Here is a 24572-nt window from a genome sequence, read left to right as displayed (position 1 = left end):
GTCCGTGGCAGAATAGGTGTGCGGCCTTGACGTATCCGGGCCTTGCCGCGCCCCGAAGCCAGTTCCACGAGAGGTGTCAGTGTCCTCGATCGCACGCAAGATCCCTGCTGAGGTGCTCGCCCATCCCGCCGTCGTGGCGCTGATCGAGGCGGGTGCGCCCACCGGGAGCGTGACCCCCGAGGAGGTGCGCCGCGCCAGTGAAGAAGCTGCCGTCGAGCCGCGCCACCTCAAGGCCCTGCTCGGCCACCTGAGCACCTTGGGCATCTCTGTCGACCTCGGTGCCGCGGCTGGCCGGGCGGCTGCTGCCTCCTCGACCCGCAAGGCGACGACCACGGCGACCGCGAAGAAGGCGGCGGCGAAGAAGGCCGCCGAGAGCAGCGCCGACGCGACGACGCCCGTCAAGGCGGCGGCCAAGAAGGCCGCACCCGCCAAGAAGGCGGCGGACGACGATGACGAGGTCGAGCTCGAGGAGATCGGGATCGAGGATGGCGACGACGCGGACACCGCGAAGCCGGCTGCGGTCGGCGCCGACGGCAAGAAGATCCTGCCCGACATCCCCGACGACCAGTTCGAGAAGGACGTCGCGACCGACCCGACGATCGCCGAGGACGAGAAGGAAGCCTCCTTCGTCGTCTCGGCCGCGGACGACACCGACGAGCCGGAGCAGCAGGTCATGGTCGCTGGTGCGACTGCCGACCCGGTCAAGGACTACCTGAAGCAGATCGGCAAGGTCCCGCTGCTCAACGCGGAGATGGAGGTCGAGCTCGCCAAGCGGATCGAGGCCGGCCTCTTCGGCGAGGAGAAGCTCGCCAAGGGCGGCAAGATCAGGCCCCAGATCCAGGAGGAGCTGGAGTGGATCGCTGAGGACGGCCGGCGCGCCAAGAACCACCTCCTCGAGGCCAACCTCCGTCTGGTCGTCTCGCTCGCCAAGCGCTACACCGGCCGCGGCATGCTCTTCCTGGACCTGATCCAGGAGGGCAACCTCGGTCTGATCCGTGCGGTGGAGAAGTTCGACTACACCAAGGGCTACAAGTTCTCGACCTACGCGACGTGGTGGATCCGTCAGGCCATCACCCGCGCGATGGCCGACCAGGCCCGCACCATCCGCATCCCGGTGCACATGGTCGAGGTCATCAACAAGCTGGCCCGCGTCCAGCGTCAGATGCTCCAGGACCTGGGCCGTGAGCCCACCCCGGAGGAGCTGGCCAAGGAGCTCGACATGACCCCGGAGAAGGTCATCGAGGTCCAGAAGTATGGTCGCGAGCCGATCTCGCTGCACACCCCGCTGGGGGAGGACGGCGACTCCGAGTTCGGCGACCTGATCGAGGACTCCGAGGCGATCGTTCCCGCCGACGCGGTCAGCTTCACGCTGCTTCAGGAGCAGCTGCACGCGGTCCTCGACACGCTCTCCGAGCGCGAGGCCGGCGTGGTGAGCATGCGCTTCGGCCTCACCGACGGTCAGCCCAAGACCCTCGACGAGATCGGCAAGGTCTACGGCGTGACGCGCGAGCGCATCCGCCAGATCGAGTCCAAGACCATGTCGAAGCTGCGGCACCCGTCGCGCTCGCAGGTTCTGCGCGACTACCTCGACTGAGGCCGTCAGACCATCACGAGGCCGCTCCGTCACTGTGACGGGGCGGCCTCTTTGGGTACTGGCTCCGCATGTGGGAGCTGGTACAGGTCGTGGGTGATGCGTCGAGCGAGACGTTGGGCGAGTACGACACCGAGGAACGGGCGCTCGCAGCAGCGCAGGAGGCGATGGACTACTCCGTTGCGCTCTACACGGTCCGCCAGGATGGCACCGACGTGTGGAGCAACGAGAGCGGGTCGTTCCAGCGGGTGTGACGCGCCGGACCCCGCTCAGCCGCCTGCGACGAGCGCCACCGCGACAGCACACAGCCCCAGGCCGAGTGCCTGCGCGCGGTGGATGTGCTCGCGCAGCACCACGACGGCGAGGAGCACCGTCGCAGCCGGATACAGCGCTGCGATGATGCCGGTGACCGCCAACATCCCGTGGTGCGTCGCAGCGAGGAACGCCACCAGCGCAGCCGCGGCGAGGACGCCCGTGCTGATCGCGGGCACGGCGCTCGCCTCGCGCGGCAGCCAGGCCTGGCGGGCGATGGTCGCGCCGATGATGGCCACCAGCGCTGCGGTGAGCAGGTCGAACGTGATGGGCCACTGACCGCTCTCGGTCGGTGCCTGCGCCAACGCGGCGAATCCGATCCCGAAGCCGGCGCCGGCGATCAGCCCGTCCAACACTCCGGACCCGCCCCTCTTCGCCGCGCTCGGATCGACCGCGCCGTGGCCGTCCTCGCCGGCGGCCACCAGCCAGGTCGCAGGCAGCGCCGCGATGATCCCGACCCAGCTCAGTGGCGAGGGTCGATCGCCGAGTGCGACGCCGACGACGGCAGGCACCAGTGCGGCACCGACACCGGAGAGCGGCGCCACGACGCCCATGCGGCCGTTCGCCAGGCCGCGGTAGAGGTAGATGACGCCGATGCCGCCCCCGAGGCCCGAGAGCGCGCCCCAGCCCACCGCAGACCAGGACAGCTCTGAGCCCGAGGCGAGGCTCGCCACGACGAGGATCAGGCCACCGGACAGCTGGCCGGTGAAGGCGGCGGTCCAAGGGCGGATGCGGGTGGAGAGGACCCCGCCGATGAAGTCGGAGGTGCCGTACAGCATCGCCGAGACCAGTGCGAGCAGGACCGCCATCACGCCGCCGCCACGCCGAGGATCCACACCCCGGTCGCCAGCAGTGCCGCGGCCAGGTCGATGAGGATCGAGGTGGCGGCCGCCCGCAAGGAGAGCTTGGTCGAGCGCCACGCCGCCGAGGGGCCGAGGCGACCCAGCTCCGCCACGTAGACGCCGAGGACGAATCCGAGGATCAGCCCCACGACGGGTACGACGAAGAACCCGATGATGCCGAGGATCGCGCCCAGCACCTGTGTCGACAGCGGGATACCGGCAGCCTTCAGCCCGCGACCGGGGACGGCGTACTTGGTGACGAGGCCGGCCAGCAGGATCAGCGCCGCAAGCGCGAAGACCAGCCAGGCGGTCGGGTTGTTGGGGCCGGCCCAGGCCCACAGCAACACCGCCGCTCCGACGAGGATGCTGCCACCCGGCACCACCGGCAAGACGATCCCCGCCAGACCGAGCAGGATCAGAAGGGCACAGAGGACGACGAGCACGGCGTCACCCTCTCACGTCGCCTGGAGCCGCCTGACGGCCCGGGCCCAGCTCCGGCAACCCGGCAGTTCCGGGCGTTGATGGAGTGGAAAAGCCAGCGGCCCCGGACATCCGTCCGGGGCCGCTGGATCGTCTGGGTCAGCGCATCAGCGTTCCGAGAGCTTGTGCGTATCGTCGGTCACGGCGGCGGCGATCTGCTTGATCTTGTCGCCATGCTCACGGGCGTGGTGGGCGCAGAAGAGCAGCTCGCCGCCCGTCTGGAGTTCCACGCGGAGGTAGGCCTGCGCTCCGCAACGGTCGCAGCGGTCCGCAGCGGTCAGCGGAGAGCTGGGAGCAACGGCAGTGTTCACATCGGCCTCATTTCTCGATCGTTCGGCAACTGTTGCAACGTAGTCGGGGTCACGAAGATTCCCCAGCTCATGTGTCACCGGCCACTCCATCTCACCATGAAGAGTCGTTCTCCACATCGGCTTTCCTGTACCCGAGTTGCGGTATCAGTCGATCTTGATCTGCGCTCACCGTAGTCCTGGCACCCAAGTGAGCGTGGCGAGGCGTGCGCGCGGGCGTGTCGCGGGTAGATTCAAGACCCACAGTAGGACCCCTCGCACCACCGGGAGCACGTCATCGCCGAGCACGCTGGCAACAACACGTACAACGCCGCACACCTCCTCGTCCTCGAGGGGTTGGAGGCGGTGCGCAAGCGTCCGGGCATGTACATCGGTTCCACCGACACCCGGGGTCTCATGCACTGCGTGTGGGAGATCATCGACAACGGCGTCGACGAGGCCCTCGCTGGCTTCGCCAACCGGGTCGAGGTGACCCTGCACGCCGACGGCTCGGTCGAGGTGTACGACGACGGGCGCGGCATCCCCACCGACAAGGAGCCCAAGACCGGGCTGCCCGGCGTCGAGGTGGTCGCGACCAAGCTGCACGCGGGCGGCAAGTTCGGCGGCTCCTCCTACGCCGCCACCGGCGGTCTGCACGGCGTCGGCCTCTCGGTCGTCAACGCGCTCTCGTCCCGGATGGACATCGACGTCGACCGGTCGCCGGCTCGGCAGGGGATGAGCTTCCGCCGCGGCGTACCCGGGATCTTCGACACTGCGGGGGAGAAGGCGGGCTTCACCGCGCAGAGCGGGCTGACCCGTAAGGGCGGGAAGGTCGCGAAGAACCGCTCCGGCACGCTGGTGCGGTTCTGGCCGGATCGGCAGATCTTCACCAAGGACGCCCACTTCCTCTACGAGGACCTGGTCACGCGGGCACGGCAGACCTCCTTCATCGTTCCCGGTCTGGAGCTGGTCATCCGCGACCTGCGCGGAGAGGTCCCGGTCGAGGAGAAGTTCCGCCACGACGGCGGCATCGCGGAGTTCGTCGACTTCCTGGCGCACGACGAAGGTGTGACGCCGATCCTGCGCCTGCAGGGTGCCGACACCTTCACCGAGACCGTGCCGATGCTCGACGAGCAGGGACACATGACTCCGCAGGACGTCGAGCGTGAGCTCACCGTCGACGTCGCGTGCCGCTGGGGGATGGGCTACGAGCCGGAGGTGCGCTCGTTCGTCAACGTGATCGCCACGCCCAAGGGAGGCACTCACGTCAGCGGCTTCGAGCAGGCGCTGACCCGCACCTTCAACGAGTCGATGAAGGCGGCCAGGGTGCTCAAGGCAAACGACGACGACGTCATCAAGGACGACGTCCTCGAGGGTCTGACAGCTGTCGTGACCGTGCGTCTGGCCGAGCCGCAGTTCGAGGGCCAGACCAAGGAGATCCTCGGCACGCCCGCGGCGCGCACGGTCGTGCGCAAGGTGGTCGCTGCGGAGCTGAAGAAGTTCCTGACCTCGACCAAGGCCGCCGACAAGGCCGTCGCCAAGCGCGTCATGGAGAAGGTCTACGGCGCCGCCAGGACGCGTCTGACCTTGCGCCAGCAGAAGGAGACCCAGCGCCGCAAGAACGCTCTCGAGTCGTCCTCGCTGCCGGCCAAGCTCGCCGACTGCCGATCCAACGACAACGACCGCACCGAGCTGTTCATCGTCGAGGGCGACTCGGCACTCGGGACGGCGAAGATGGCTCGCAACTCCGAGTTCCAGGCGCTGCTGCCGATCCGCGGCAAGATCCTGAACGTGCAGAAGGCCTCGGTCGGCGACATGCTCAAGAACACCGAGTGCGCCTCGATCATCCAGGTGGTCGGCGCGGGCTCGGGCCGCACCTTCGACCTGGAGGCGCGGCGTTACGGCCGGATCATCTTCATGGCCGACGCTGACGCCGACGGCGCTCACATCCGCACGCTGCTGGCGACGCTGTTCATGAAGTACATGCCGGATCTCATCAACGACGGCCGGGTCTACTCCGCCGTACCGCCGCTGCACCGCATCGAGCTGTCCAACCCCAAGAAGGGGATGGACAAGTACGTCTACACCTATTCCGACGACGAGCTGCAGCGCAAGCTTGCCGACCTCAAGAAGCGCAACGTCAACTGGAAGGACCCGGTGCAGCGCTACAAGGGTCTGGGCGAGATGGATGCCGACCAGCTGGCCGAGACCACCATGGACCCGCGTCATCGCACGCTGCGACGGCTGACCGTCGACGACGCCGAGGCCGCCTCGGACGTCTTCGAGCTGCTGATGGGCTCGGACGTGGCGCCGCGCAAGGAGTTCGTGATCGCGGGGGCCTACGAGGTCGACGCGGACGCGATCGACGCCTGAGGCGGCATACCCACTGAACAACCGTTCGGTGCGAGCGGCTTACGTCGGCGTGCCGAACGATCGTTCGTTCGGGTCCGATCTGCGTCGGCTCCGTCGAGTTGCCCTTGCGCGGAACACGGTGGGGTCGCAGTCCGCACGATCAGCATGATGGGCGAGACTTGGCCCATGCCAGCCCGAGACGGACGTGACGATGACCGCTGACCAGAAGTCCCGGCGGGCGGCCATCACCAAGGCCCTCAAGGCCGGCGGCGCCAAGCCGCGCAAGGGCCATCTGCGACTGCAGACCGGTGACCTGTTCTGGTACGTCGACGTGCGTGCCGACTCGCCCGCGCCGACGGCCGCGCTGGTCTTCGAGGTGGGCGGGTGGCTGCCGGCCGTGAGCCCGGAGCCGGAGGGCGGCGCGATCGACTGCCCGCTCCTGGCCGACGTACGGGTCGGGGAGGATGTGACCGAGGCAGCCGCCGAGCTGCTCGCGCTGCTCTCACCGGTCACCGACGTGACAGCGCTGCGCGCCTTCATCCAGCAGGGCGCGCTCACCGGCGCGCTGGTCGATCAGAGCCTGCGCGCGGTGCTTGAGGAAGGCTGAGCGAGCGGCGGTCGGTCTTCTCCGATCAGCTGCCGGCGCGGACCTCGTGGATCTCGTCGGCGACCAGGCCGTGCGCCTTGCGGTGCACCTCGGTGGCCGCGTCGGCGTCCGGGGCGTTGACGAGGCAGAAGATCGTCCCGTTCGCCTCGTCCACCCAGTAGCTCATGTAGTTGACGTTGTACTCGTCCTGGGTCGCCAGATCGGCGGCGTGCGCCTTTGCGACGTCATCGAGGCTGACCTCGCCGACGTGGTGGACATCCATGTAGAGCGGCATGTCCGGAACCTAGGCCCGCCTGCCGGGTGCGCAACAGACAACCGCGCGAAATTCACCAGAATTGGCCCCCACCCCAGTCCGTCGAGGGCATCACGCGGGCTCCAGCCGGACCACGATCGACTTGGAGGTCGGGGTGTTCGACTCGGCCGCGACCGAATCGAGCGGGACCAGCACATTGGCCTCGGGATAGTACGTCGCGGCGCACCCCGCGGTGGTCGAGTAGGACACGACCCGCAGCCCGGGCAGCCGCCGCTCGCGACCGTCGTCGGCGATCGAGACCAGGTCCACCTGCTGCCCGTCGTTCAGCCCCAGCGCGGTGATGTCGGCGGGGTTCACGAAGACGACGTTGCGGCCCTTCTTGATGCCGCGGTAGCGGTCATCGTACCCGTAGATGGTGGTGTTGAACTGGTCGTGCGAGCGCAGCGTCTGCAGCAGCAGGTGCCCCGGCGGCACCTCGAGCGTCTCCAACGGGCTGGTGGTGATCCGGCCCTTGCCGGTCTCGGTGTCGAACTTCAGCGAGTCGCGGGCGCCGTTGGGCAGCTGGAAGCCGCCAGGGTGCAGCACGCGCTCGTCGAAGGCGTGGAAGCCCGGCACCACGTGCGCGATGTGGCGCCGGATCAGCCCGTAGTCCTCGGCCATCGCGCGCCAGTCGAGCGCATCGTCGGACCCGAAGAGCGCGTCTGCGATGCCGCAGATGATCTGGACCTCGCTGCGTAGGTGCGGTGAGCCGGGCAGCAGCCGCCCGCGGGAGGAGTGCACCATGCTCATCGAGTCCTCGACAGTGACGAACTGGGCGCCGGCCGAGGTGACGTCGCGCTCCGTGCGGCCCAGGCACGGCAGGATCAGCGCCTCGCGGCCGGTGTGCAGGTGCGAGCGGTTGAGCTTGGTCTGGATGCCGACCGTCAGCCCGACCCGGGTCATCGCCTCGGTGGCCACCTCGGTGTCGGAGATGGCCACCGGGAAGTTGCCGCCGAGGGCGACGAACACGTCGGCCTCACCGTCGCGCATCGCCCGCACCGAGGCCACCGCGTCGTGTCCGTGCTCGCGCGGCGGCTCGAAGCCGAACTCGTCGCGGAGCGCGTCCAGGAAGGCGTCGGGCATCTTCTCCCAGATGCCCATGGTGCGGTCGCCCTGGACGTTGCTGTGGCCACGGATCGGCGCCGCTCCTGCGCCGGGTCGACCGATGTTGCCGCGCAGCAGCAGGAAGCTGGCGATCTCACGGATCGTGGGCACGGAGTTCTTGTGCTGGGTCAGGCCCATCGCCCAGCAGACGATCACCCGATCGTTGGCGATCACGTCGTCGGCGAGCGCCTCGATCTGTGCACGGGTGATGCCACTGATCGACTCGATCCGGGCCCAGTCCAGTGCAGCCCAGGCCTCGGCGGCGACGGCGATCCCGTCGGTGTAGCGCTCGATGAAGTCCGTGTCGATCGCGCCACGCTCGACCAGCACCTTGTTGAGGCCGGCAAAGAGGGCCTGGTCACCACCCAGGCGGACCGAGAGGTGCTCGTCGGCGATCTTCGTGCCGACGCCCGAGATGCCGCGCGGCGTCTGCGGGTTGCGGAACCTCACCAGCCCCGCTTCGGGCAGCGGGTTGATGGCGACGATCCTCGCGCCGCGCTGCTTCGCCTCCTCCAGGGCGGTCAGCATCCGCGGGTGGTTGGTCCCCGGATTCTGGCCGGCGATCAGGATCAGCTTCGACTCGAACGCGATGTCGTCGTAGGTCACGGTGCCCTTGCCGACACCGAGCGTCTGGGTCAGAGCGGTGCCGCTGGACTCGTGGCACATGTTGGAGCAGTCGGGCAGGTTGTTGGTGCCGAGTCGGCGGGCCAGCAGCTGATAGAGGAAAGCCGCCTCGTTGGAGGCGCGTCCCGACGTGTAGAAGATCGCGCGGTCCGGCGAGGCCATCCCACGCATCCGGTCGGCGACGAGGCGGAAGGCGGCATCCCAGCTGATCGGCTGGTAGTGCGTGCCGCCCGCAGGCAGGTGCATCGGCTCGGTCAGCCTGCCCTGGTGCTCGAGCCAGTGATCGTCGTGGGAGAGCAGGTCGGCGATCGAGTGCTCTGCGAAGAACGCCGCATCCACCCGCTTGCGGGTCGCTTCCCAGGCCACCGCCTTGGCGCCGTTCTCGCAGAACTCCGCCGCCTTGCGTCGGTCCGGATCGGGCCAGGCGCAGGAGGGACAGTCGAAGCCGTCGATGTGGTTCATCTTCGACAGCGTCTGGAGCGAGCGCTTGGGGCCCATCTCGTTCATCGCGTACTTCATCGACCAGTAGATCGCGGGCAGGCCCACAGCCGCGTGCTCGGGCTCCCCGACCTCCGGATCGGAATCGCTGCGCTGATCCGTCATACCGAAGCCGGTATCCCATTCCCGGTGGCCCAGCCACCAACGTCCGCAACGGCCTCCACTCGTTTCGCGTGCAGGAGGCCGGCGGCATCGTGGGTCGCCTACGCTGGCACCGTGGCAGTGATGACGACCAGGCGCGCGATCGTACGCCGCGGCGTGCGCGCCCCCGACGATCTCGCGGTCGAGTCCCCGCTCGTCCTGGGCCTCGACTCCTCGACGGGCTCAGGACAACCCGGCGAGGCGATCGCGACGCTGATGCGGACGCCTGGCCACGATCTCGAGCTAGCTGCAGGCTGGCTCACCGTCGAGTCCGGCGTCGAGCGCCCGACCGACATCGTGCAGCTGCGCTCCTGCCGCGAGGACGACACCGACCGGGTCCACATCACCCTCGCGGCCGGTGTGCGGCCGCCGCGTCCGCGGGCGTTCGTCACCTCGGCGGCGTGCGGGGTGTGCAGTGCCGACGTGCTCGATCTCGCCCCGCTGCGCCGCGCCGTACCGCACGAGGAGGGGTGGCGCGTCGACGGCCAGGTGCTGGTGGCACTGCCCGACGCCTTGCGGACCCGGCAGCGGGCGTTCGACAAGACGGGGGGAGTGCACGCCGCTGCGTTGGCCGCGGCCGACGGAACGCTGCGGCACGCCTTCGAGGACGTCGGCCGGCACAACGCCGTCGACAAGGTCATCGGACGGGCGCTGCTCGACGGTCTGCTGCCGGCCACCGGCGAGCTGCTGGTGGTCAGTGGCCGGGTCTCGTTCGAGATCGTGCAGAAGGCCGTCGCCGCCAGCGTCGCCGGCATCGTCGCGGTCTCCGCGCCATCCTCGCTCGCGGTCGACCTGGCTCGGGAGCACGGGCTGCTGCTGGCCGGCATGGTGCGCGGCGGACACCTCAACGTCTACGCAGGCGAGGACCTGGTCGACTGAGGCGTCACGACGCCATCACGGCCGCGGGCGCCAGCGCTTCCACAGTGCGTCGGCCTCGGCACGGACCTTGCCGTCGTGCTCCAGCCAGACGTGCGCGGTGATCTCACCCTCCGCGACCGCCGTCACCTCGGCCCCGAGCGTGACCGGCTCGTGCAGCGGTGCGGGGCGGCGGTAGCGGACGTCGAGGCCGGCCGTCAAGTAGGGCAGCAGCGCGTCGCCGAGCGGGCGCCATCCGTGCTGGTAGGCGGTGTCGACGACCGCCGCCGCGCTGTGGCAGTCGAGCAGGGTGCCGATGATCCCGCCGTTGAGGAACCCGGTGCCGTTGTCGTGCTCGGGCCAGGGCAGGAACTCCGCGACGTACCGCTCTCCCTCGGCGAAGCTGCGCAGCCGCAATCCTTTGGCGTTGGCCTGCCCGCAGCCGAAGCAGTTCAGCTCCGGGTACAGCGTCTCCTGGAGGGAGAGCGCCATCTCAGGCCTCCTGCTTGAGCAGCCCGCTGTCCACGTCGTAGATGAATCCGCCGATCTTGACGCTGTCGGGGATGAGCGGGTGTGCCTTGACCTTGTGCACGTCCTCGGCGAGCGCGCGGGCCTGGTCGGTGATGACGCCGATCGGCTGCCACGAGGCGTCCACGCCGGCCGAGGCGGCGATCCGGGCCTGGATCTCGGCCTCGGTGCCCGACGCCATCGCACAGCGGGTGTGCGGGACGATGAGGATGCGCGAGACGTTGAGCAGGTGGACGCCGAGGACCAGTGCCTCCATCGCCTGCGGCGTGACCCGGCCGCCCGGGTTGCGGAAGATCTTCGCGTCGCCGGGCTTGAGGCCGATCATGCGGAGCGGGTCGATCCGGGAGTCCATGCACGTCACGAGCGCGACGCCCGCGCGGGCGATGCCGTCGAAGCCGCCGTACTGGAAGTCGGCGGCGAACTCGGCGTTGGCGGCGAGGAGATCGGCGAAGTCAGTGGAGTCAGCCATGACCCGCAGGTTAGCCGAGGCCGCTCAGCGCCTCACGGGTGTCCACCCCACGAGTCGCCGCGCCACGCAGCAGCACCAGGGCGAGTACGGCGCCGGCCAGCGCCAGCACGGCCGCCCAGCCGAAGACGGTGTGCTCCTGGGCGACCCCGGCCTGTTGCAGCATCGTCTTGTACGTGTCGCACAAGCCGTGCGTGCCGCAGACCGTGCTCATGGGCGGCAGGTCGTCCTGGGCCGCGTAGTAGTGCCGCAGCCCGAGCGTGGTGAGCGTGGAGATGCCGATCAGCATGCCGACCATCCGGGCCACCACGACCAGCGAGCTGGCCAGGCCGTGGATCGTGGCGTAGGTGGTGGCGAGGACGGTCGCGTTGACCGGTGCCAGCACCAGTCCGAAGCCCAGCCCGCAGAGCAGCAGCGGCGCCGTCGCCATGACGTGCCGCAGGGCGTCCACGTCCCAGCGCGCCATCCAAGCCAGCCCTGCAGCGGCCAGCACCAGTCCGGCGGCTGCGATCCACTCCGCGGGTAGTCGGCGGATGAGCCAGCCGCCGACGATCGCCCCGATCGGCAGCGCCACCAGGAAGCGCACCAGCACCAGCGCCGCCTTCAGCTGACTGTCGGGATAGACCGTGGTGCGGGCGAAGAGCGGTACGTCGACGAGAGCCGCCACCAGCGCCGCACCGACGAGCAGGCTGACCAGCACGGCACCCCAGGCGGGCCGGGCGCGCAGCGCGGCGCGGGGGAGCAGCGGGGCCTCGGCGGTGCGCTGCCGGACCACGAACGCGGCCAGGGCGAGGACGGCTCCCAGCAGGTACCACCAGCCTCGCGGAGCGACCGCCTGCACGGCGGGGTCGGCGGTGGCGAAGGTGAGGATGACGCCCGCCAGCGCGAGCGCCAGGAGCAGCGCGCCGGGCAGGTCGACCTCGCCGAGGCTGGCTGCCCAGCCGCGCACGTCGACCAGCGGCCAGGCGGGCCGGCGAGCGAGGGTGCAGCGCAGTGCGAACAGCACCGCCGCGCCGATGCAGACCAGACCGAGCGGGGTCGCCCAGCGGCTGTCGCCGGTGACCGGGATGTAGAGCTGGCCCCAGGTGAGGTCGCGCATCATCGCGGTCGGCTCGATGAAGACGAGCCCGCCGGCAGCAGCCACCACGAGCAGGAGTAGCAGCCCGACCGGGTCGGGCCACATCCGCCGAGCCGACGTCCGCGGAGCTTGTCGAGGCGCCTCGACAAGCTCGGCGGGCGGGACGGCCTCGACAAGCTCCGCGGGCGGGATGGGATCGGCGTCCTCGGTGTCCGGGGCAGCGTTGGCGTGCGCTCCCACCGCCACGGCGAGCACGACACCGACCAGCAGGTTGACCACGAAGATGGCCCGCCAGTCCGAGACGGCCAGCACCACGGCACCGGCCAGCGGGCCCAGCAGCGAGCCTGCCTCCTGGATGGCGGAGACGATGCCGAGCGGCACGCCCCGGCGTTCGGCCGGATAGAGGTCGGCGACCAGGGCCAGCGTCGCGGGCACCAGCGCGCCGCCGCCGAGGCCCTGCAGGAAGCGCCCGACGATCATCGGCCCGAGGCCGTAGGCCAAGGCGGTCAGCAGCGAGCCGAAGGCGAAGACGACCAAGCCCGCGACCAGCACCGGGCGACGGCCCCGCTGGTCGGCGACGGAACCGATCAGGGGAAGCATGGCGACGTACCCGAGCAGGAAGGCCGACACGATCGGGGCCGCCTCCTGCAGCTGCTCCACCGACAGGCCGACGCCGGCCATCATCTCGGGCAGCGCGAGCACCACGACGTACGTGTCGGCTGCGGCGAACGCGACCGCTATCGCCGCCAGCGCGAGCAGCCGGCGCTGTTGGGGCGTGGCTCCGGCACCGGTAGGTACTCCGGTCGACGGCGAGCCCACGCCCGGCCTCACGGCTTGGTGATCGTCTTGGTCACGCCGTAGTCGTCGAGCGTGACGGTGTAGGTCGACTTCTGCTCGTCGGCGCCGTAGAACCGGCCGGTGATCACGGCCTGCTGCAGCTGGTGCTTGTCACCGATCGTGTAGGAGACGCCGAAGGTGCCCGACGCGCCGGAAATGATGGCGGCGACCGCGGACCCGGGCAGGGTGCCGGTGTAGGTGGTCAGGATCTCCTTGTTGTCCTTGCCGCCGCGCACGGTGCCGGCTGACTTCAGGCCGGTGGTCGCGGTGAGAAGGTGGGAGATGCCGGTGTCGGGCGCGATCAGGGTCGCAGGGTCGGGCACGCCGTACTGGGCCGGGTCGATCGTCTGCCAGGTCACGGTCAACGGCAGCTTGGCGTAGACCTTGTCGTCGACCGAGACCACCGGCACCTGGGCGGTGGCACCGAGAATCTTGACCGCGATCGTGCCATCGAAGGCCGGCGCGCGGGTCAGGGTGCCGTCTGCGCCGACCAGGACGTTGCCGCTGGGCAGGTCCTTGCCGGCGAGCTGCACGTGCACCCCCGAGGTCTGGTCGAAGGCGGTCTTGGCCAGCGCCATCTCCTTGTCAGGCGAGAGCGTGGCCGTGCTGCTCCCGCCGCCGCACCCAGCGAGGGTCAGGGCAGCGACCACGGTCACCACCACGGGCAGGGCAGTACGTCGGAGCATGCGCACGCGCGTCAGCCTTCCACACTCAGTCCGCGTGCGCGGCCGACTGCGGCGAGCCTACGGGGCCGCTGCAGGCGTCGATCGGCTGCGCCAGCGGCACACCCGAACCGTCGCGTCGACCGTCGGCCGCCGGGAGCTCGATCGGGGCGCCGCTGCTCGCCGCGGCGCGCGCGGGGGCGGGGCCCACCCAGGCGAAGACCAGGCCGTCCTCGCCCTTGAGGTAGCGCTGGCAACGCACTCCGCCGGTGGCGCGGCCCTTGCCCGGATACTCGCTGAAGGGTGTCACCTTGACCGAGCCGGTCTCGGTGCCGGGCAATGCGGTCGAGGTGCCCGCCACGGTGACGACGGTGGCGCCTTCGGGGCCGTTGGGATCGAAGGCACCGAAGAAGACCACCCGCGATCCGTGGGCCACCCGCACGCCGGAGATGCCGCCGCCGGAGCGGCCCTGCGGCCGGACCTGGTCGGCACCGAAGTGCAGCAGCTGGGCATCCGAGGTGACGAAGCAGAGCGTCTCCTCACCGGTGGTCAGCTGGACCGCGCCCACGACCTCGTCGCCGTCGGCCAGCCGGATCACCTCCCACTCGTCCTTGTTGAGCACCTCGGGGTTGACCCGCTTGACCGTGCCGAGTCGGGTGCCGAGCGCGAGCCCCGGTCCGTCGGCGGCCAGCGTGCACAGGCCCAGTGCTCGCTCGCCCGGGTCCAGCGAGAGCAGCGCGCTCAGCGGCAGGCCGCCCTGGAGGTTGGGGTCACCGGCCGTCGGTGGGATCACCGGCAGGTCCAGCACGCCGAGGCGGAGCAGCCGGCCCTGCGAGGTCAGCACGCCGATGTCGGCGCGGGCCGTCGTAGCGACCAGGGAGACGATCACGTCGTGGTTGGTCCGGGCGCCGCCGGTGCCGATGGGCTCGGTGCTCCGGGTGCGAGCGAGCAGCCCGGTCGAGCTGAGCAGCGCGTAGCAGGGGTCGTCGGGGACCTCGAGCGGAGTCGACGCGGCGGCGGCCGCCGCCGTACCGGCGGAGGAGAGCAGCACGGTGCGACGGGGCGTGCCGTAGGTCTTGGCGACATCGGCGAGCTCATCGGAGACAACCTTGCGCAGCAGGGTGTCGTCGTTGAGGATCGCGTCGAGCTCCTCGATGGTGGTCTGGAGCTCGGTCTGCTCCTTCTCCAGCTCGATCCGGGAGAACTTGGTCAGCCGGCGCAGCGCCATGTCCAAGATGTACTCGGCCTGGAGCTCGGAGAGCTCGAAGACGCTCATCAGCCGCTCCTTGGCGGCCGGCGCGTTGTCGCTGGAGCGGATCAGCTGGATGACCTCGTCGATGTCGAGGATCGCCAGGAGCAGGCCCTCGACCAGGTGCAGCCGGGCTGCGGCCTTGTCGCGGCGGAACTGCGAGCGCCTGCGCACCACGTCGTAGCGGTGGGCGAGGAAGACCTCGAGCAGCGGCTTGAGGCCCAGCGTGCGGGGCTGGCCGTCGACCAAGGCCACGTTGTTGATGCCGAAGGAGTCCTCCAGCGGCGTCTGCTTGTAGAGCTGCTCGAGCAGCGCCTCGGGGACGAAGCCGTTCTTCACCTCGATGACCAGCCGGGTGCCGTTGGACTTGTCGGTCAGGTCGATGAGGTCGCTGACGCCCTGCAGCTTCTTGGCCTGGACCAGCTGCTTGATCCGCTCCATCACCTTCTCGGTACCGACGCCGTAGGGCAGCTCGGTCACCACGATGCCCTTGCGGCGGCCGATCGTCTCGACCCGGGCGGTGGCGCGGATCTTGAAGGTGCCTCGCCCGGACTCGTAGGCGTCCCGGATGCCGTCCAGACCGACGATGGTCCCACCGGTCGGCAGGTCGGGGCCGGGGATGAACCGCATCAGCTCGTCGAGGTCGGCCTGCGGACGGGTGATCAGGTGGCGGCAGGCCGCGACCACCTCGATCAGGTTGTGCGGGGCCATGTTGGTCGCCATGCCGACCGCGATGCCGGAGGCGCCGTTGACCAGGAGGTTGGGGATCGCGGCCGGGAGCACGGTCGGCTCCAGCTCGCGGGAGTCGTAGTTGGGCCGGAAGTCGACGGTGTTCTCGTCGATGCTGGCGGTCATGGCGACGGCCGGAGCAGCCATCCGACACTCGGTGTAGCGCATCGCCGCGGCACCCGAGACGCCGTCAGGGGAGCCGAAGTTGCCGTGCCCGTCGACCATCGGCAGGCGCATCATCCAGGCCTGGACCAGCCGCACCAGCGCGTCATAGATGGCGCTGTCGCCGTGCGGGTGCAGGCGACCCATCACCTCGCCGACCACACGGGCCGACTTCACGTGGCCGCGGTCGGGCAGCAGCCGCATGTCGTTCATCGTGTAGAGGATCCGGCGCTGGACAGGCTTCAGCCCGTCGCGGGCGTCGGGCAGGGCGCGCGAGTAGATGACCGAGTAGGCGTACTCCAGGAAGGAGGACTGCATCTCGTCCTTGATGTCGGTGTCGAGGATGTGCTCCTCGAAGTCATCGTCGGGGAGTTCCTGCTGGGTCTTGCTGCGTGCCATGGGGCGCATTCTCCCCGGTGACACCGACAGTTCGTCAGCAGGCCACGCCGTACCGCGCCCACGCCCCGCTAGATTTGCGCTGTGACCTCGCAGCACGCTCCGACCTTTCCGGTGCACTGGACCGCCGACGTGCTGCTGCGCGACGGCCGCACCGCCCACATCCGTCCCGTGACGCCGGACGACAAGGAACTGCTGGTCGAGTTCTACGCACGGGTCTCCGACGAGTCGAAGTACTACCGGTTCTTCTCCCCGATGCCGGTCCTCTCGGACAAGGACGTGGACCGCTTCACCGAGGTGGACTACGTGAACCGGGTCGCCTTCGTGCTGACCTTGCGCGGCCGGATGATCGCCATCGGACGCTACGACGTGGTCAAGCCGGGCGAGGCCGAGGTGGCCTTCCTGGTGGAGGACGCCTACCAGGGACGCGGCATCGGCCAGCTGCTCCTCGAGCACCTCGCCCAGGCGGCCCGGGAGCGCGGTGTGCAGAAGTTCGTGGCCGAGGTGCTGCCCGACAACCACCGGATGATCCAGACGTTCCGTGACGCTGGCTACAAGGTGGCCAGCGGCTACGAGGACGGCGTGATCTCGCTGGAGTTCCCGATCGAGGTCACCGACACGGCCATCGGCGTACTCGCGGCGCGTGAGCACGAGGCCGAGTCCGCCTCGATCCACCGGTTCTTCAACCCCCGCAGCGTGGCCATCATCGGTGCCTCCCGCCGTCAGGAGACTGTCGGACAGCTGATCGTGCGCAACCTGGTCACCGGCGACTTCACCGGACGGGTCTACGTCGTCAATCCGAACACCTCGGCGGTCAGCGGCATGCCGGCCTACAAGTCCGTGGCCGAGATCCCCGGCGACGTCGACGTCGCCATCGTCGCGGTGCCCGCCGAGGCGGTGCAGGAGGTGGTGCTGGACTGCGCGGCCAAGGGCGTGCACGGCCTGGTCGTCATCTCCAGCGGCTTCGCCGAGACCGGCGAGGACGGCCGTCGCCGGCAGCGTCGGCTGGTCGGGCTCTCCCGCTCCTACGGCCTGCGCCTGATCGGCCCCAACGCGCTCGGCATCATCAACACCGACCCGCAGGTCTCGATCAACGCTTCCCTGGCTCCGATCATGCCGCCGCGCGGCCGCGCCGGGTTCTTCTGCCAGTCCGGCGCGCTGGGCAGCGCGATCCTGGAGAAGGTCAACAACCGTGGCCTCGGCCTGACCACCTTCGTCTCGGCAGGCAACCGCGCCGACGTCTCCGGCAACGACCTGCTCCAGTACTGGGAGGAGGACGAGTCGACCGAGGTCGTGATGATGTACCTCGAGTCGATCGGCAACCCGCGCAAGTTCTCCCGCATCGCTCGCCGGGTCTCGCTGCGCAAGCCGGTCGTCGCTGTGCGCTCCGGCCGCACGACCCAGGGTGTGCCGATGGGTCAGATGGTCCGTCGGATCGCGGCTCCGCCGCAGGCCGTGGACGCGATGTTCAAGCAGGCCGGCGTCATCCAGGTCGACACGCTGGAGGACATGTTCGACGTGGCCCAGCTGCTGGCCCACCAGCCACTGCCGCGCGGTCGGCGGGTCGCCATCGTCGGGAACTCCGACGCACTGGGGCTGCTTGCCGCCGACGCCGCGGCCGGGGTCGGCCTGGCGGTCAACAAGCAGGTGGCGCTGCCCGCCGAGCCCTCGCCGGAGGACTTCGAGGACGCGCTGGACGCCGCCATCGACGACCCGGACGTGGACGCCGTGGTGGCGGTCTACATCCCGCCGCTCAACGTCTCCGGCGACGAGATCGCCAACGTGCTCGCCGCCGTCGGGGAACAGTCCGACAAGCCGCTGGTCACCTCCTTCCTCGGGGCCGAGGGCGTGCCCGAGCTGCTGCGCGTTCCCGACGTCGCCGGCTCGACGGCCGGCCGCGGTTCGGTGCCGTCCTACTCCAGTGTGGAGAGCGCGGTCCGGGCGTTGGCCAAGGTCGTCGAGTACGCCGTCTGGCTGCGCAACGACGGCCCCGCCGAGCTCATCACGTCCGACGCAGCCGATGTGGTGGCCGCGCGACGGCTCGTGCAGGACATCCTGCGCCGGCGACCCGCCGGGGGAGAGCTCGACCGTGATGAGATCGCCGGACTGCTGGCGGCGTACGGCGTGGAGCTCTGGCCGGTCCGTCCGGTCGCGACACCCGAGGAGGCGGTCGCTGCGGCTGAAGCGTTCGGTTGGGACGTCGTGCTCAAGGCCACGGCCGACCACCTGCGCGAACGCCCCGACCAGGCGCACGTGGTGCAGCACATCCTCGGCCCCGGCGAGATGAGCGAGGCCTGGCGGTTCCTGGTCGAGGCCGTGGGCGAGCCCGACCTGACCCGCGGAACAGGGTTCGTGGTCCAGCCCAACGCGCGACCGGGCGTGCCGGTGACGATCCGCACCAGCGAGGACTCGCTGTTCGGGCCGGTGGTCTCCTTCGGCATGGCGGGCCCTCTCTCCGAGCTGGTGGGGGACCGGTCCTACCGGATCCCACCGCTGACCAACCGCGATGCGGCTGCGATGGTGCGTGAGGTCAAGGCGGCACCGCTGTTGTTCGGCTACCGCGGCGCCGACGTGGTCGACGTCGAGGAGGTCGAGCGGCTCATCCGACAGGTGGCGCAGCTGCAGAACGATCTCCCGCAGGTCAGCGTGCTCGAGCTCGGTCTCGTGCTGGTCGGTCTGGAGGGCGCCGCCGTCCTCACCGCGTCGGCGCGGATCGACCCCGTCGACGACCCGCGCTCGGACTGGTTCGTCCGTCGTCTGACCGCACCGGCCGCTGACACGCTGCCTTCCTAGAGCCTGGTTCTGACAGGTGAGAGACTGACGGCATGAGCTTCACCGAGGTTGACCAGAGCCGTGAGCTGCGCGCGGAGATCGAGCGCACCGGCTACTACCCCGACGTCGTCTTCGACGGCGTGCGCACCGCCGTCGCGGGCGAGCAGGTCACCGCCTACTTCGTGCACCACGAGCCGACCTTCGAGCACGACGAGGTACGCCGGCACCTCAGCGTGCTGGTGCTCACGCCGAGCCGGCTGATCCTGGCGCATACCGACGAGCACGCCGGCGACGACCTGCTGCCCGAGCCCTACACCTCCACCTCGACCGAGGCGGTGGCGCTATCGGCGGTGAAGTCGGTGGTGGTGACCCGGATGGTGACCAACCCGGCCAAGGGTGCCGGTCGCGCGGCGGAGGCGGTGCTCACCATCGGGTGGGGCGCCGTCGGCCGGCTCGACCTGGAGCCGGCGGCCTGTGCCGATCCCAACTGCGAGGCCGACCACGGCTACACCGGCTCGCTGACCTCCGACGACTTCTCGCTGCGGGTCTCGGCCGCGGCCGATGGCGTCTCCGCCGTCTCCAAGATGCTGGACTTCGCCGAGGCGCTCTCGGCGCGCACCGGGCGCGCGTGAGCGAGCGTCGCCGCGTGCGGACCGAGCCCGATCCGACCTTCGTCGCCCCGGCGTACGCCGATCGCTCGCTGGGCGACGTCGTCCCGGCGATCGCCGCCGCGCTGGGCTGTGAGGGTGCTCCCGCGGGGCTGGCCCTGCCGAACGCCGCGGCGTACGTAGTGATGCTCATCGACGGGCTGGGGGCGCGGCTGCTGGAGCGCTATGCGCACGCGGCGCCGTTCCTGTCCTCGCTGCTCGCGCACTCCGAGCCCGGGACCGCCGGGGTGCCGTCGACGACCGTCACCAGCCTGACGTCCTTCGGGACCGGCCTGACCCCGGGTTCGCACGGGCTGGTCGGCTACACCTCGCGCATTCCGGGGACCGACCACCTGCTCAACGCCCTGCAGTGGCGCAAGGAGATCGACCCGGTCGAGTGGCAACCGAACAAGACCGCCTTCCAACGGCTCGTCGAGGGTGGGGCGAGCGTGACGGTGGTGAACAAGCGCGAGTTCGAGGGATCGGGTCTCACCGTGGCAGCACATCGAGGCGCTGACTTCGTCGGTGCCGACAAGGTCGGGGAGCGGATCGCTGCGGTGGTCGAGGCATCGCGTCACCGGTGCTCGCTGACCTACCTCTACGACGGCGATCTCGACTGGACGGGACATCGGTACGGCGTCGCCTCCGCAGCCTGGCTGCAGCAGCTCTCCATGATCGACGCGGAGGCGGAGCAGCTGCGCGAGGCACTGCCCCACAGCACCCGGCTGCTGGTGGTGGCCGACCACGGCATGATCGACTCCGCACCCGAGCGGCGCATCGACGTCGATGAACACCTCGAGCTGCGCGACGGGGTGGCGCTGCTGGGCGGCGAGGCGCGGTTCCGTCATCTTTACTGCGCCCGCGGCGCTGTCCTCGACGTGGAGGCCACCTGGCGCGAGGTGCTCGGCGAGCGCGCCGAGGTGCTGACCCGCGAGGATGCCATCGCGAAGGGCTGGTTCGGACCGGTCGTCGCCGGCGTACTGCCGCGACTCGGGGACGTCATCGTGGCCTCCCGAGGCGATCACGCGGTGGTCTCCAGCGTCGACTTCCCCTACGAGACGACGCTGGTGGGGCTGCACGGCTCGCTGACCGCCGACGAGATGTTGATCCCGATCCTGATCAGCTGACGGTTCGTGGGAGGATCCTCCGTCGTGGCCTCGCTGACCTTCTTCACCGGCCCGATGGACTCGGGAAAGAGCACCCTCGCCCTGCAGACGAACCACAACCGGGCCGCCCGCGGCTTGGCCGGGCTGATCTTCACCGCACACGACCGGGCGGGCTCGGCGATGGTCTCCTCGCGGCTGGGCCTGACCCATGACGCCATCGAGGTGGGCCCGGAGTTCGACTTCTGGCGATACACCGTGGACGAGCTCACGCACGGTCGGCGGATCGACTACTTCATCTGCGACGAGGCGCAGTTCTACAGCCCCGAGCAGATCGACGCGCTCGCCAAGATCGTGGACGAGCTGCAGATCGACGTCTTCTGCTTCGGCATCCTCACCGACTTCCGCACCCGGCTGTTCCCGGGCTCGGCGCGACTGGTCGAGCTGGCCGACTCCACCCAGGTGCTCCAGGTGGAGGCGCTGTGCTGGTGCGGGAAGCGGGCCACCCACAACGCGCGCGTCGAGGACGGGATCATGGTCACCGAGGGCGAGGTGATCGTCGTGGGCGACACCGACGAGGCGCCGCTCGCACTCGACGAGCCCGGCATCGTCTCCTACGAGGTGCTCTGCCGCCAGCACCACCGGCGCCGGATGACGGCGGGCCGGGCGCGAGCCGTCTCGCTGGGTGCCGAGCCGCTGCCGTTCGACTGAGAGGTTTCGCGGGGCATCGAGCGCGGTAGAAGACAGGCGATCCCTCGGGAAGGACCGCCCCCATGACCCTCCAGGCCGAGTTGGCCGCTCTCGACCAGGCCAGTCAACAGGTCGGTCAGATCCGCGATGGACTCCTCGACGAGCACGCGAAGCTCACGACGCAGGTCGAGGATCTGCTCGACGCCCGCTGGTCGGGGGAGGCCGCCGACCAGTTCCGCACGGCGTGGGCGCAGTGGTGCCAGGGCATGTCCGACGTCCTGTCCGGGCTGGGACTGGAGAGTGCTGCGATCGCGCTGACCCGGTCCGAGCTGAGCGGCACCGACCAGGACCGCGCCGACGCGGCCCGGACGTTGCACCAGCGGCTCTCGGACCGGCTTGGCTAGGGGCCGACGATGACGAGATTCAAGGTCGACCTTGCCGAGCTCGACAGCGTGGTGAGGAGTCTGGATGCCTTCGGCGCCACCTTCGCCACCCAGCTCGGCGATCTCGAAACGGCGATCTCGGCACTGCAAAAGGACTGGCTGGGCGACGCCGCCGATGCGCAGTCCGAGGTCCACCGGCGGATCGCGGCGGGGGCCAAGGAGATGCACGCCGCCGTCGTCGAGTTGCACGCGGCCGCCCGCAAGGCGCACAGCTCCTACAGTGGAGCGGCCGCGGCCAACGTTGCGATCTGGCGACAGGTGCGCTGATGAACTACGCGGTGATCGACGTCGACAGCACCTCCTATGTCGACGCCGTCGGTGAGCTCGCCGGTGCCAACCGCGCGGTGGTGAATGCCGTCGACCAGCTCACCGACGTGCTCTACGGCTGCGGCGCCATGGCTGGCAGCGACACCGGTGGGACGGAGTGGGCCCAGCAGTACGACCCGGCGGCGGCGCAGCTCGTGCAGGCGGGCTGCACGATGGGCGACGCCCTGGCCAACGTGGCCAATCTGCTCAACGGCTCGCTGGCCAACCACGACGGTGCCGAGCACGGCGCGATGATGTATCCGGGCATGCCGGCCGCCGCCAGCGGCGACACGGACCCCGATCACGGGACGATGAGCCTGAGCCCGCCCGCACCGCCGTCGGCGGCCGGCGGCACCGGCGACCAGCCGGACTGGTGGCACTGGATCGCGAGCCACGTCGGCGGGCTGCTGTGGCCCGATGCCGACACCGGACGGCTCCGCAAGGCGGGTGCCGCCTGGAACGCGGCGGGCACGGCGATCGCGAACACGCAGTACGACGTGTACGCGGCCGACTCGGCCCTCTACGCGATCACATCCCCGGAGATGGAGGACGTGCACGGCGCCTGCGCGGACCTGGCCACGCATCTCAGCGACTTGGGCGCGATGTACGTCGCGGTGGGCAATGCCTGCAACGACTATGCCCAGCACGTGGATGACAAGCATCAGGAGATCCAGGACGAGCTGGTCAGCTTCCTGGAGTGGACCGTCGCCATCGAGGCTGCAGGGGGCATCCTCAGCGTCGTCACCGTCGGCATCAGCGAGGCCGCCGCGCAGGCCGCCGAGGGCGCGGAGATCGCCAATGCCGCCTCGAAGGTGATCCGGATCCTCAACGAGCTCATCGAGCTGGCCCGCACGGTCAAGGTCGCCGTCGAGACGGCGATCAAGTCGCTTGGTGAGCTCGTGCTCAAACTCGGGAAGTTCGTCAACGCGAAGCTGGTCAAGGCACTGGAATCAGCGGGGGAGGCGCTGCCGAAGACGATCGACGGTGTCGCCGTACCGCGCTTCGGGCCGGCGTCGAAGCTCTTCGGCGACTTCGAGCCCTTCGGTGGACTGACGGAGAAGGAGTTCTACGAGAAGTACTGGGATCCGGCGGCCCGGGACGGGACGGGTGGCTGGGACTACCCGCCGGAGGAGGGCTTCAAGGTCGGTTCGGATGGTGAACCGATGCTGGAGCCCAACGCGCTGAGCCCCGGTGACACGATCGACAGGTTCGGCGAGCCGCGCGGAAGATACGCTTCACCCGACGCGACGCCGTACGACCAGCGCGCGATCCCGCCGGACAGCGCGAGCCAGCCCTACCACCAGTACCGTGTGGAGAAACCGTTGCCCTCGGACGTCACCCAAGGCGAGATCGCGCCGTGGTTCGAGCAGCCCGGCGGTGGGGTCCAGTACAAGTTCGACAAGCCGATCCAGTGGTACGTCGACCACGGATACCTGAAGGTGGTCAGATGAGTGAGCTATCAGCGATCCGAACGGTCGAGGACCTCAAGGATGCGCTCGCCCGGGCTCGTCGCCATCCCGAGAACGTCGGGCGCGTCGGTGACCGAGGCCTTTCCCGCGCCGAGGGATCCAGTGCCATCCGGACGCTCCCGGACGGACGCGCGGAGATCGTGACGTTCGGCCGTGGCGAGAATGATGACCACATCGAGGCATTTCCCAGCGAGATGGCGGCGGTCCAGGAGCTGGCACGCGTGCTCCTGCAGCCGGTGCCGCCCGCGCGCGGGGCCGACGAGGACGCTCGGGATGCCCAGCGGATGCAACACCGAGCGCAGGACGTCCTGGCACGGTTGCGCGCTCGACACGGCGGGGCGCAGTGACCGCAGGCCGGCAAGAGGCGTTCGGAGACCGGCTTCGAGCGAGCGGCGTTCCCCTCACCTCTGCGATCCTGACCGACCCTCCCACCCCTGGCACGCCGCCACCGCCCGAGGGCGTCTGGGCCGTCGTCCCGTACGGCGATGGCTTCGTGGTCGGCGCGGTGGCTCGCGGACGGTTCGCGACCTACGGGACCGCAGCGGACCTCGACGGCGCCGCGGTGATCGTCTCGCGGCTCGTCCTGACGCGGCCGCGGACCCTGCCGACGGCGCAGGTCGACGCGCTGGAGCGTCGCGGCGAGGTCACCGCCGAAGGCATCAGGCAGCGCACGAGTGCTCGTGAAGGAGCAGCTGGTCCTGCGGCTGTCGCCGCCGGTGAGGCGCTTGACACCTTCGGCGCCGAGACGACGCACCATCTCTACGCCCTGGGCACGCCCTTCGCCGAGCGTTCGCAGCCGCCGACCGACGTGGATGCTCCCTACCACCGCTATCTGGTGCTCTCCCCGCTTCCCGAGGCCCAGGAGGGCCTCGCCGCCCCATGGTTCGCCCAGCCAGGAAGCGGCGCGATGGTCGTGTTGGGTCGACCGATTCGTTGGTACATCGACCAGGGACATCTGGTCGAGGTCGTCGACTGAAGCCGCGACTGCGCACGTCGCCAGGGATTGCGCGGGAACGGCAACTGTGGTGAGCAGGGTGTGAAACCCGAAGG

At 69.9% G+C, this 24572-nt stretch carries 24 protein-coding genes; 14 read left to right on the top strand and 10 right to left on the bottom strand.

The genetic code is table 11. The features are described 5' to 3' along the window. The first annotated feature begins 73 nt into the window (after positions 1 to 73). Both H036_RS0105550 and H036_RS0105545 read left to right on the top strand, forming a co-directional pair. Positions 74 to 1594: an RNA polymerase sigma factor gene (locus tag H036_RS0105550; RefSeq protein WP_026145813.1), complete on the top strand. Its 1521-nt coding sequence runs from the start codon at positions 74 to 76 to the stop codon at positions 1592 to 1594. Between the two features lie 68 nt (positions 1595 to 1662). Beyond that, on the top strand, positions 1663 to 1845 hold the full coding sequence (locus H036_RS0105545; RefSeq protein WP_017933787.1) for a hypothetical protein: 183 nt from the start codon (positions 1663 to 1665) through the stop codon (positions 1843 to 1845). A gap of 15 nt (positions 1846 to 1860) precedes the next feature. On the opposite strand, the gene H036_RS0105540 is transcribed toward H036_RS0105545, so the two are convergent. The 3 genes from H036_RS0105540 to H036_RS0105530 all read right to left on the bottom strand — a co-directional run bounded on the left by H036_RS0105540 (position 1861) and on the right by H036_RS0105530 (position 3536). After that, on the bottom strand, positions 1861 to 2712 hold the full coding sequence (locus H036_RS0105540) for an EamA family transporter (RefSeq protein ID WP_017933786.1): 852 nt from the start codon (positions 2710 to 2712) through the stop codon (positions 1861 to 1863). Continuing rightward, positions 2712 to 3188 (bottom strand): DUF456 domain-containing protein, encoded by a 477-nt coding sequence (locus H036_RS0105535; RefSeq protein ID WP_017933785.1) that lies wholly within the window; start codon positions 3186 to 3188, stop codon positions 2712 to 2714. Before H036_RS0105535 ends, H036_RS0105540 begins: the two co-directional genes overlap by 1 nt. A 144-nt stretch (positions 3189 to 3332) precedes the next feature. Further along, positions 3333 to 3536 carry a DUF7455 domain-containing protein gene (locus H036_RS0105530; protein WP_017933784.1) on the bottom strand — a complete coding sequence of 68 codons (204 nt, stop codon included), beginning with the start codon at positions 3534 to 3536 and terminating at the stop codon, positions 3333 to 3335. Between the two features lie 333 nt (positions 3537 to 3869). Between H036_RS0105530 and H036_RS0105525 the strand changes: the two genes are divergently transcribed. Continuing rightward, complete coding sequence (locus tag H036_RS0105525; RefSeq protein WP_442852436.1) at positions 3870 to 5885, top strand: DNA gyrase/topoisomerase IV subunit B; 2016 nt, start codon at positions 3870 to 3872, stop codon at positions 5883 to 5885. Positions 5886 to 6075: 190 nt separating this feature from the next. Then, positions 6076 to 6471: a hypothetical protein gene (locus tag H036_RS0105520; RefSeq protein WP_017933782.1), complete on the top strand. Its 396-nt coding sequence runs from the start codon at positions 6076 to 6078 to the stop codon at positions 6469 to 6471. A 25-nt stretch (positions 6472 to 6496) separates the two neighbouring features. Here H036_RS0105520 and H036_RS0105515 read toward each other — a convergent pair whose 3' ends face one another. Beyond that, positions 6497 to 6745, bottom strand: a complete 249-nt coding sequence (locus H036_RS0105515) for a DUF4242 domain-containing protein (protein ID WP_017933781.1) — start codon at positions 6743 to 6745, stop codon at positions 6497 to 6499. A 90-nt stretch (positions 6746 to 6835) separates the two neighbouring features. Next, entirely contained in the window at positions 6836 to 9094 is a 2259-nt protein-coding gene (locus H036_RS0105510; RefSeq protein ID WP_017933780.1) for an FdhF/YdeP family oxidoreductase, read from the bottom strand. 120 nt (positions 9095 to 9214) lie between these two features. On the opposite strand from H036_RS0105510, the gene H036_RS0105505 reads away from it, so the two are divergent. Next, complete coding sequence (locus H036_RS0105505; RefSeq protein WP_026145811.1) at positions 9215 to 10009, top strand: formate dehydrogenase accessory sulfurtransferase FdhD; 795 nt, start codon at positions 9215 to 9217, stop codon at positions 10007 to 10009. Between the two features lie 15 nt (positions 10010 to 10024). Here the strand turns inward: H036_RS0105505 and H036_RS0105500 are convergent, their stop codons facing one another. From H036_RS0105500 to H036_RS21945, 5 genes are read right to left on the bottom strand one after another with little or no spacing between them, the layout of a single operon-like run. Continuing rightward, the gene (locus H036_RS0105500; RefSeq protein WP_017933778.1) at positions 10025 to 10477 is read right to left on the bottom strand and encodes a PaaI family thioesterase; all 453 of its coding nucleotides are present in this window, start codon (positions 10475 to 10477) and stop codon (positions 10025 to 10027) included. A 1-nt stretch (position 10478) separates the two neighbouring features. Beyond that, the gene (locus tag H036_RS0105495; protein ID WP_017933777.1) at positions 10479 to 10982 is read right to left on the bottom strand and encodes a beta-class carbonic anhydrase; all 504 of its coding nucleotides are present in this window, start codon (positions 10980 to 10982) and stop codon (positions 10479 to 10481) included. A 10-nt stretch (positions 10983 to 10992) separates the two neighbouring features. Continuing rightward, a complete protein-coding gene (locus H036_RS0105490) occupies positions 10993 to 12888 on the bottom strand; it encodes an MFS transporter (RefSeq protein WP_232421809.1) in 1896 nt (631 codons plus the stop codon). Further along, the gene (locus tag H036_RS0105485) at positions 12885 to 13580 is read right to left on the bottom strand and encodes an LppX_LprAFG lipoprotein (protein ID WP_026145810.1); all 696 of its coding nucleotides are present in this window, start codon (positions 13578 to 13580) and stop codon (positions 12885 to 12887) included. Before H036_RS0105485 ends, H036_RS0105490 begins: the two co-directional genes overlap by 4 nt. 25 nt (positions 13581 to 13605) lie before the next feature. Next, the gene (locus H036_RS21945) at positions 13606 to 16095 is read right to left on the bottom strand and encodes a DNA gyrase/topoisomerase IV subunit A (RefSeq protein ID WP_017933774.1); all 2490 of its coding nucleotides are present in this window, start codon (positions 16093 to 16095) and stop codon (positions 13606 to 13608) included. Positions 16096 to 16176: 81 nt separating this feature from the next. Here H036_RS21945 and H036_RS0105475 point away from each other — a divergent pair, with 81 nt between their 5' ends. From H036_RS0105475 to H036_RS21930, 9 genes are all read left to right on the top strand, one after another. Further along, positions 16177 to 18885, top strand: coding sequence for a bifunctional acetate--CoA ligase family protein/GNAT family N-acetyltransferase (locus tag H036_RS0105475; protein WP_017933773.1), 2709 nt, complete (start codon positions 16177 to 16179; stop codon positions 18883 to 18885). Between the two features lie 32 nt (positions 18886 to 18917). Beyond that, positions 18918 to 19496: a DUF5998 family protein gene (locus H036_RS0105470; protein WP_017933772.1), complete on the top strand. Its 579-nt coding sequence runs from the start codon at positions 18918 to 18920 to the stop codon at positions 19494 to 19496. Positions 19497 to 19510: 14 nt separating this feature from the next. Beyond that, entirely contained in the window at positions 19511 to 20638 is a 1128-nt protein-coding gene (locus H036_RS0105465; RefSeq protein WP_026145809.1) for an alkaline phosphatase family protein, read from the top strand. Positions 20639 to 20662: 24 nt separating this feature from the next. Beyond that, complete coding sequence (locus H036_RS0105460; RefSeq protein ID WP_017933770.1) at positions 20663 to 21325, top strand: thymidine kinase; 663 nt, start codon at positions 20663 to 20665, stop codon at positions 21323 to 21325. Positions 21326 to 21387: 62 nt separating this feature from the next. Then, a complete protein-coding gene (locus H036_RS24235; RefSeq protein WP_017933769.1) occupies positions 21388 to 21708 on the top strand; it encodes a WXG100 family type VII secretion target in 321 nt (106 codons plus the stop codon). Positions 21709 to 21717: 9 nt separating this feature from the next. Continuing rightward, positions 21718 to 22014 (top strand): WXG100 family type VII secretion target, encoded by a 297-nt coding sequence (locus H036_RS0105450; protein ID WP_017933768.1) that lies wholly within the window; start codon positions 21718 to 21720, stop codon positions 22012 to 22014. Then, a complete protein-coding gene (locus H036_RS24230) occupies positions 22014 to 23504 on the top strand; it encodes a TNT domain-containing protein (RefSeq protein ID WP_017933767.1) in 1491 nt (496 codons plus the stop codon). Before H036_RS0105450 ends, H036_RS24230 begins: the two co-directional genes overlap by 1 nt. Then, positions 23501 to 23869 (top strand): hypothetical protein, encoded by a 369-nt coding sequence (locus H036_RS25265; protein ID WP_017933766.1) that lies wholly within the window; start codon positions 23501 to 23503, stop codon positions 23867 to 23869. Before H036_RS24230 ends, H036_RS25265 begins: the two co-directional genes overlap by 4 nt. Next, positions 23866 to 24498, top strand: coding sequence for a TNT domain-containing protein (locus H036_RS21930; RefSeq protein ID WP_017933765.1), 633 nt, complete (start codon positions 23866 to 23868; stop codon positions 24496 to 24498). The genes H036_RS25265 and H036_RS21930 overlap by 4 nt, the downstream gene beginning before the upstream one ends. Positions 24499 to 24572 lie beyond the last annotated feature (74 nt).

The organism is Nocardioides sp. Iso805N (genome assembly GCF_000364605.1).
Taxonomy (GTDB): Bacteria; Actinomycetota; Actinomycetes; order Propionibacteriales; family Nocardioidaceae; genus Nocardioides.
The sequence above is the reverse complement of the archived record's forward strand: the minus strand, read 5'-3'. Positions and strand labels throughout refer to the sequence as shown.

Excerpts from the sequence above, each read along its gene's own strand:
- H036_RS0105545 (WP_017933787.1), top strand. The coding sequence starts at position 1,663 with ATGTGGGAGCTGGTACAGGTCGTGGGTGATGCGTCGAGCGAGACGTTG.
- H036_RS0105540 (WP_017933786.1), bottom strand. The coding sequence starts at position 2,712 with ATGGCGGTCCTGCTCGCACTGGTCTCGGCGATGCTGTACGGCACCTCC.
- H036_RS0105520 (WP_017933782.1), top strand. The coding sequence starts at position 6,076 with ATGACCGCTGACCAGAAGTCCCGGCGGGCGGCCATCACCAAGGCCCTC.
- H036_RS0105515 (WP_017933781.1), bottom strand. The coding sequence starts at position 6,745 with ATGCCGCTCTACATGGATGTCCACCACGTCGGCGAGGTCAGCCTCGAT.
- H036_RS0105510 (WP_017933780.1), bottom strand. The coding sequence starts at position 9,094 with ATGACGGATCAGCGCAGCGATTCCGATCCGGAGGTCGGGGAGCCCGAG.
- H036_RS0105505 (WP_026145811.1), top strand. The coding sequence starts at position 9,215 with ATGACGACCAGGCGCGCGATCGTACGCCGCGGCGTGCGCGCCCCCGAC.
- H036_RS0105500 (WP_017933778.1), bottom strand. The coding sequence starts at position 10,477 with ATGGCGCTCTCCCTCCAGGAGACGCTGTACCCGGAGCTGAACTGCTTC.
- H036_RS0105495 (WP_017933777.1), bottom strand. The coding sequence starts at position 10,982 with ATGGCTGACTCCACTGACTTCGCCGATCTCCTCGCCGCCAACGCCGAG.
- H036_RS0105485 (WP_026145810.1), bottom strand. The coding sequence starts at position 13,580 with ATGCTCCGACGTACTGCCCTGCCCGTGGTGGTGACCGTGGTCGCTGCC.
- H036_RS21945 (WP_017933774.1), bottom strand. The coding sequence starts at position 16,095 with ATGGCACGCAGCAAGACCCAGCAGGAACTCCCCGACGATGACTTCGAG.
- H036_RS0105470 (WP_017933772.1), top strand. The coding sequence starts at position 18,918 with ATGAGCTTCACCGAGGTTGACCAGAGCCGTGAGCTGCGCGCGGAGATC.
- H036_RS24235 (WP_017933769.1), top strand. The coding sequence starts at position 21,388 with ATGACCCTCCAGGCCGAGTTGGCCGCTCTCGACCAGGCCAGTCAACAG.
- H036_RS0105450 (WP_017933768.1), top strand. The coding sequence starts at position 21,718 with ATGACGAGATTCAAGGTCGACCTTGCCGAGCTCGACAGCGTGGTGAGG.
- H036_RS24230 (WP_017933767.1), top strand. The coding sequence starts at position 22,014 with ATGAACTACGCGGTGATCGACGTCGACAGCACCTCCTATGTCGACGCC.
- H036_RS25265 (WP_017933766.1), top strand. The coding sequence starts at position 23,501 with ATGAGTGAGCTATCAGCGATCCGAACGGTCGAGGACCTCAAGGATGCG.